The organism is Saccharopolyspora sp. NPDC002686, from assembly GCF_040295745.1.
GTDB classification, from domain to species: Bacteria; Actinomycetota; Actinomycetes; order Mycobacteriales; family Pseudonocardiaceae; genus Saccharopolyspora; species Saccharopolyspora oryzae.
On sequence record NZ_JBEOVY010000415.1, the window covers coordinates 1 to 6,204 of the forward strand.

7 protein-coding genes and 1 pseudogene are annotated in these 6,204 nt (G+C 70.0%); 4 read left to right on the forward strand and 4 right to left on the reverse strand.

The features are described from left to right. From ABTZ89_RS34170 to ABTZ89_RS34185, 4 genes and pseudogenes are all read right to left on the reverse strand, one after another. The coding region (locus ABTZ89_RS34170) for a SepX/GlpR family protein (protein ID WP_502949640.1) at positions 1-341 on the reverse strand (341 nt) is incomplete at its 3' end. Between the two features lie 300 nt (positions 342-641). Continuing rightward, positions 642-1,306 (reverse strand): annotated as a pseudogene (locus tag ABTZ89_RS34175) (GNAT family N-acetyltransferase). A gap of 6 nt (positions 1,307-1,312) precedes the next feature. Next, entirely contained in the window at positions 1,313-2,536 is a 1,224-nt protein-coding gene (gene glp / locus ABTZ89_RS34180; protein ID WP_270948599.1) for a molybdotransferase-like divisome protein Glp, read from the reverse strand. Positions 2,537-2,634: 98 nt separating this feature from the next. Continuing rightward, the gene (locus ABTZ89_RS34185) at positions 2,635-3,549 is read right to left on the reverse strand and encodes a UTP--glucose-1-phosphate uridylyltransferase (RefSeq protein WP_351052642.1); all 915 of its coding nucleotides are present in this window, start codon (positions 3,547-3,549) and stop codon (positions 2,635-2,637) included. Between the two features lie 37 nt (positions 3,550-3,586). Here ABTZ89_RS34185 and ABTZ89_RS34190 point away from each other — a divergent pair, with 37 nt between their 5' ends. From ABTZ89_RS34190 to mscL, 4 genes are all read left to right on the forward strand, one after another. Next, positions 3,587-4,183, forward strand: a complete 597-nt coding sequence (locus tag ABTZ89_RS34190) for a 5-formyltetrahydrofolate cyclo-ligase (protein WP_270948597.1) — start codon at positions 3,587-3,589, stop codon at positions 4,181-4,183. 97 nt (positions 4,184-4,280) lie between these two features. Then, the gene (locus ABTZ89_RS34195) at positions 4,281-4,592 is read left to right on the forward strand and encodes an FmdB family zinc ribbon protein (protein ID WP_351052645.1); all 312 of its coding nucleotides are present in this window, start codon (positions 4,281-4,283) and stop codon (positions 4,590-4,592) included. Between the two features lie 208 nt (positions 4,593-4,800). After that, the gene (locus ABTZ89_RS34200; RefSeq protein WP_351052648.1) at positions 4,801-5,439 is read left to right on the forward strand and encodes an SAF domain-containing protein; all 639 of its coding nucleotides are present in this window, start codon (positions 4,801-4,803) and stop codon (positions 5,437-5,439) included. An 88-nt stretch (positions 5,440-5,527) separates the two neighbouring features. After that, positions 5,528-5,995 carry a large conductance mechanosensitive channel protein MscL gene (gene mscL, locus ABTZ89_RS34205; RefSeq protein ID WP_270948594.1) on the forward strand — a complete coding sequence of 156 codons (468 nt, stop codon included), beginning with the start codon at positions 5,528-5,530 and terminating at the stop codon, positions 5,993-5,995. Positions 5,996-6,204 lie beyond the last annotated feature (209 nt).

The following is a 6,204-nucleotide window of genomic DNA, read 5'->3' on the forward strand; positions in this document are numbered from 1 at the left end:
AGCGCGGCGGCTTCCGGGTCGAATCCGCCGCGGCCGGGGCGGTAGCGGCGCCCGGCGCGGGCGTCGTCGCTGTGCACGCGACGCCACGAGTTGTCCTCGGTGTCGTGTTCTTCGACCGCGTCGTCCAGCTCGGTGTCAGACATCCCGAACGCCTCCTGCACCCTGTCGGTTGTCGCGGCTCCGGGCGTTGCCGGACGCCGACCGCTCCCGCGTCGGACCACTCGCGCGGCGAGCGCGGAATCAGTGGTCTTGGACACTTCCTGGCGGCGGCGGGCGAACATCGGCACGAGCACCACCAGCCACGCCGCCGCCAGCGCAGCGAAGATCAACGAACTGGGCATGCCTCGCCACCTCCCCCTGGCCACCGGCAGCACACAAGTCTGCGATCGCCACGCTAGTCACATCTGTCACTCCTGTGTTGGAGCCACGCCGAGCACGGCCGGTTCCCCCGCGGTCCAGAAAACCGCACGTTCAGCGGAGTCAGCAGCAACATCGACATCGGCGTGTCGCTTCCTGCACCGCCGAATGACGTCTTTCGCTGGTCCGTTCGGCTCAATTTCCTCGGAGAACGGCGGGCGCGGCGGTGACCGTCAGTGATCAAGATCTCGGGCTCGTTTAGCGGTCGTTTTGCCCAGGACCGCTCAGGGCCGGCTGGCGCCGCCGCTCTGGATCAGGCGGGCGACCGCGCCGCCCGGGATCTCGTCCGCGGTGAGCGCGTAGACGTAGTGGTCCCGCCAGTCCCCGGCCACGTCCAGGTAGCGGTGGAACAGCCCTTCGCGGCGGAATCCGGACTTCTCCAGCACGCGGACGCTGGGCTGGTTCTCGGGCCGCACGGTGGCTTCCAGCCGGTGCAGTCCCACGGGGCCGAAGCAGTGGTCGACGGCGAGCGCGACAGCCGTCGTGGCCACGCCGCCCCCGGCCAGCCGTTCGGCGACCCAGTAGCCGATCCACCCGGAGCGCAGCGCGCCCCGCACGATGTTCCCGATGGTCAGCTGACCGGCGAACTCGCCGTCCACGGTGATACTGAACGGCAGCGCCTGGCCTCGTCGAGCCATGCCGCGCAGCGCAGCCCACTGCCCGGGCCAAGCCGTCCTGGCGTTGCGCTCCTGCCAGCCGCCGACCGCCGTGGGCTCCCATTGCTGCAGGTAGGCGCGGTCGTGCAGTCGGGTGCGGCTCCACGCCGAGGCGTCGCGCAGGCGCGGCGGACGCAGCGCCACCGCACCGCGCGCCGTGATCAGCGGCCGAGCGAGGCCGGCCAACCGGGGTGGCGGCCGATCGGGAACCCATCAGCGTCGGTGGGTTGCATCGCGGCTCACGCGCGCTGCGACAGGAAGCGGACCTGGACCTCTTCGCCCGCGCCGACCTCGGTGGTCTCCTCGTCGACGACGATCAGGGAGTTCGCCTCGGCCAGCGAGGCGAGCAGGTGCGATCCCGAGGTGCCCAGCGGTTGCACCAGGTAGGAGCCGTTCTTCGGGTCGCGCAGCAGCTGACCGCGCAGGAAGCCGCGGCGGCCCTCGGCCGAGGTGATCGGCGAGAGCAGCTCGGCGGTCACGGTGCGGCGGTGCGGGTTGGGCTTGCCGAGGGCGGCGCGGATCAGCGGCCGCACCAGCACCTCGAACACCACCAGCGCGCTCACCGGGTTGCTGGGCACCATGAAGGTCGGGATCTCGTCCGGTCCCAGGCGTCCGAAGCCCTGCACCGAACCAGGCTGCATCGCAACCCTGGTCACGTCCAGTTCGCCGAGATCGGCCAGCGCCGCCCGGACCTCCGCGCCCGCAGCACCGCCGACGCCACCGGCGACCACCACGATCTCCGACAGCAGCAGGCGGCCCTCGACGACCTCCCGCAGCCGACGCGGGTCGCTGCTCATGATCCCGACCCGGGTGACCTCGGCACCGGCGTCCCGCGCGGCGGCCGACAGCGCGTAGGAGTTCACGTCGTAGACCTGGCCCTGGCCGGGCGTGCGGTCGACGTCCACCAGCTCCTCGCCGACCGAGATCACCGAGACCCGCGGTCGCGGGTGCACCAGCACCTTGTCGCGACCGACCGCGGCCAGCAGCCCGACCTGCGCGGAACCGATCGGCGCACCTCGGCGCACCGCCACGTCGCCGGTCTGCACGTCCTCTCCGGTGCGGCGGACGAACGCCGCCGAGGGCACCGGGCGGCGCACGGTGACCTTGGCCGGGTGCTCGTCGGTGTGGTCAAGCGGGACCACGGCGTCGGCCAGCGTCGGCAGCGGCGCGCCGGTGTCCACCCGGACCGCCTGGCCCGGCTGGAGCCGTCGGGGCTGCCGCGAGCCGACCGAGATCTCGCCGACGACCGGCAGCACGACCTCGTCCTCGGCGGCGGCCTGCACGTCCACGCTGCGCACCGCGTAGCCGTCCACCGCGGCCTGGTCGAATCCGGGCAGCGCCTGTTCGGCGACGACCTCTTCGGCGCACAGCAGACCCTGCGCCTCGGAGATCGCCACGCGGACCGGCGCGGGCCGGACAGCTGCCGTGAGAACGCGTGCGAGTTGCTCGTCCACTGAACGCATGGCTGTCGTCCTCTTCCCGCGCACCGAGCCGCCGCCCGGCGTGGCTGTCGTCACGTCCTGCCCCGGGGCGCCGCGAAGCTAGCGCGGCAAGCCGCTGATCAGGACAGTTCGTCGTTCTCCGCGATCCGTTCGACGAGCCAGGCCCGCAGGTCCGGTCCGTACTCGGGATCCTTCAGCGCGAAGTCCACCGCAGCTTTGAGGAAACCGCCAGGATTTCCCAAGTCGTGTCGCCCACCGCGATGGACCACCACGTGCACCGGGTGTCCTTCGGAGATCAGCAACGCTACGGCATCGGTGAGCTGCAGCTCACCTCCGGCACCGGGCTCGATGCGGCGCAGGGCGTCGAAGACCGCCCGGTCCAGCAGGTAGCGACCGGCCGCGGCGAAGGTGGACGGGGCCTCCTCCGGCGCCGGCTTCTCCACCATGCCCCGGACCTGCTTGACGTCCTCGTCGCCGGTGTCGGTGACGTCGAACACGCCATAGGCGGAGATCTGCTCGCGCGGCACGTCGAAGGCGCACAGCACGCTGCCGCCGTGCTGGGCGCGCACCTCGGCCATCCGCTTCAGGACGCCGGTGGGCAGCACCAGGTCGTCCGGGAGCAGCACGGCGACCGCGTCGTCGTCATCGGTCAGGTTCGGTTCCGCGCAGCCCACCGCGTGGCCGAGCCCGAGGGCCCGGTCCTGCACCGCGGTCTCTGCGGAGAGCAGGCTGGGCGCGCGGCGGACCTTCGCCAGCAGTTCGTCCTTGCCGCGCTCCTTGAGCGTCTGCTCGAGCTCGGGCTGCGATTTGAAGTAGTCGGTGACCGCGCTCTTGTCCGGCGAGGTCACGATGATCAGGCGTTGTGCGCCCGCCTCGGCCGCTTCGGTGGCGACCAGTTCGATCCCGGGGGTGTCCACGACCGGGAGCAACTCCTTGGGCACCGCCTTCGTGGTCGGCAGGAACCGGGTCCCCAATCCGGCTGCGGGCACGATGGCGGTCCGGAACGCGGTGGGCGTGCTCGTCGGGCTGCTCATGGCCCGGAAGCCTATCGGGCAACCTTAAAGTGGACGTGTGAGCTCGCTGGACGAATCGGCTACGACGAAGGACGAGTGGCGCCGCAAGCTGCTGCTCCAACGCCGTGACGTGGACGAAACCACCCGCTCGGTTGAGGCCGGGGCGCTGCAGGAGGCCGTGCTCGGCTGGCTGGAGCAGCACCCGGTGCGGACCGTCGCGGCCTACGTCCCGGTCGGCGGCGAGCCGGGCTCACCCGACCTGCTGGAGGCGTTGCGCGCGGCCGGGCTGCGGGTGCTGCTGCCGGTGGTGAACCGCCGCGAACCGCTGGAGTGGGCCGACTACACCGGGCCCGACTCGCTGCGCCCCGCCGGCTACAGCCTGCTCGAACCCGCAGGTCAGCTACTCGGCGCTGCGGCCATCGGGGAGGCCGAGGCGCTGCTGGTGCCCGCGCTGGCGGTGGATCGGCGGGGTGTTCGGCTGGGGCGCGGTGCCGGTTACTACGACCGGTCGCTGCCGATGGCCTCGCCGGAGGCGCCGCGGATCGCCGTGGTCCGGGACGAGGAGTTCGTGGCCGAGCTGCCCGGCGAGCCGCACGACGTGCGGATGACAGGCGTGCTGACACCACGGCGCGGGGTTGTGTCGCTACCCGTGTGACACATGCCTGTTTGCACTGGACACCTGTTGTGAAGCATCATCGTGTTAGCACTCCTGTAGTTCGAGTGCCAAGACGAGATGCCGGAGGTTCGCGGCCGTGCCCACTTACCAGTACGCCTGCACCGAGTGTGACCACCGTTTCGAGCAGGTGCAGTCGTTCAGCGAGGACTCGCTCACCGAGTGCCCGAAGTGCACCGGCCGGCTCCGCAAGCTGTTCAACGCCGTGGGCATCGTGTTCAAGGGCTCCGGGTTCTACCGCACCGACAACCGGTCGTCGAACTCGTCGTCCAGCACGTCCGGCAGCTCGTCCTCGAGCTCCTCGTCCTCGAGCGACTCCTCGTCCAGCTCGTCGTCCAGCAGCTCGTCGTCGTCCTCGAGCAGCTCGACCACGACGGCTGCCGCTTCCTGAGCTAGCCAGATCCTCGTTCGCCGACCGCCGGTTGCTGCGGTCGGCGATTTTCGTGCGCGCGGAGTGATCTCCGAAAGATCGTTCGTGTGATCCGAGTTGTCCACATCGGACTGGTTTGTCCACAGATTTCCAAAACTCCCTTTCCGCCGCCGAACACCGCTCCTAACTTCGGAGGAGTTCGATCTCCCCGGAGGAAAAGGAGCTGGCCATGGCTTCGAAGGACCGACTCGGCGCATCGCTGCGAGACCGCATCGCCGCGCTCTTCCGCACCCGACGCGGAGTTCTGCTGCTTCGCCGAACAGCGGCGCTCGCACTGCTGCTGCTCGCCGCCGCATCGGCGGTGCAGGACCACGGGCCGCCGGGCACCGGCGTACCGGTGCTCGTCGCCGCGCGCGACCTGCCGCCCGGCAGAGTTCTGTCCGAAGTGGACGTGAAGCACCGCGAGATTCCCGTCGACCTGGTGCCGGACGGCGCGCTGCGGGACTCCCCCGCCGCGCTCGGCCGGGTGCTGGGCGCGGCCGCGCGCCGCGGAGAACTGCTGACCGACGCGCGGTTCAACGGCCCGACCGCGGCTTCCGGCTCCGGGATGGTCTCGGCGCCGATCCGGCTCGCCGACCCGGAGGTCGCGGATTTCCTCACCCCCGGAAGGCGGGTGGACATCGTCACAGCCGCCGCCCATCCTGGGGAAGGTTCGGTGCTCGCCGAAAACGCCCAGGTCATCGCGGTTCAGGCCGATTCGGACGACCGCGACCAGGGCCGACTAGTCTTCGTCGGGCTACCGGAGCGACTTGCGGGGGACGTCGCCGCCGCATCACTCGACCAGACCGTGACCGTTACGCTGCGCTGAGTAGCATCTTACGCCGATTACCCCATCGATTCGGCGTTCATCCGCACGTGATCCCGCCGGATCACCCTGTTCTGAGAGGAGCGTCAACGTGCTCAAGGGCTTCAAGGACTTCCTGATGCGCGGCAACGTGGTCGACCTGGCCGTCGCGGTCGTGGTCGGTAGCGCGTTCACCGCCCTGGTCACGTCCTTCACGACCAGCATCATCAAGCCCGTCATCGCGGCCACCGGCGGCGGAAACGTCACCGGCTTGAGCATCCAGCTGCGCGAAGGCAACCAGGCGTCGATCATCGACTTCGCCGCGGTGATCAACTCGGTGCTCACCTTCTTCATCACCGCTGCGGTGGTCTACTTCCTGTTCGTGCTGCCGATGAAGACGATCAACGATCGGCGCAAGAAGGGGCAGGAGAAGGAGGTCGACCCGACCGACGTGGAGCTGCTGCAGGAGATCCGCGACCTGCTGCGCCGCGAGCAGGGCCTGCCCGCCATCAAGGGCCTGGCCCCCGAGCAGGACGCGAAGACCACCACGACGACGACCTCCAGCAACGGCCAGAACTGAGCCACGAGCACGGAGTGAGGGTGTCAGTTCCGCCGGAACTGACACCCTCCCCCGGCACGCGCCGGTCGGAGACGTCTGAGCACCTGTCTTCGATCTTGATCTTTTGCTTGTATTCGCCGCCAGGCGAATAGCCCACCCTCGCAGCTTGCACCGCCGCAGGTTCTCAGCGTTCGCCTGGCGAGGACGGCCAAGCCGCCGTGTATTGGCCA

Coding starts and splice junctions, on each gene's coding strand:
- ABTZ89_RS34200 (WP_351052648.1), top strand. CDS start 4,801: ATGGCTTCGAAGGACCGACTCGGCGCATCGCTGCGAGACCGCATCGCC.
- glp (WP_270948599.1), bottom strand. CDS start 2,536: ATGCGTTCAGTGGACGAGCAACTCGCACGCGTTCTCACGGCAGCTGTC.
- ABTZ89_RS34185 (WP_351052642.1), bottom strand. CDS start 3,549: ATGAGCAGCCCGACGAGCACGCCCACCGCGTTCCGGACCGCCATCGTG.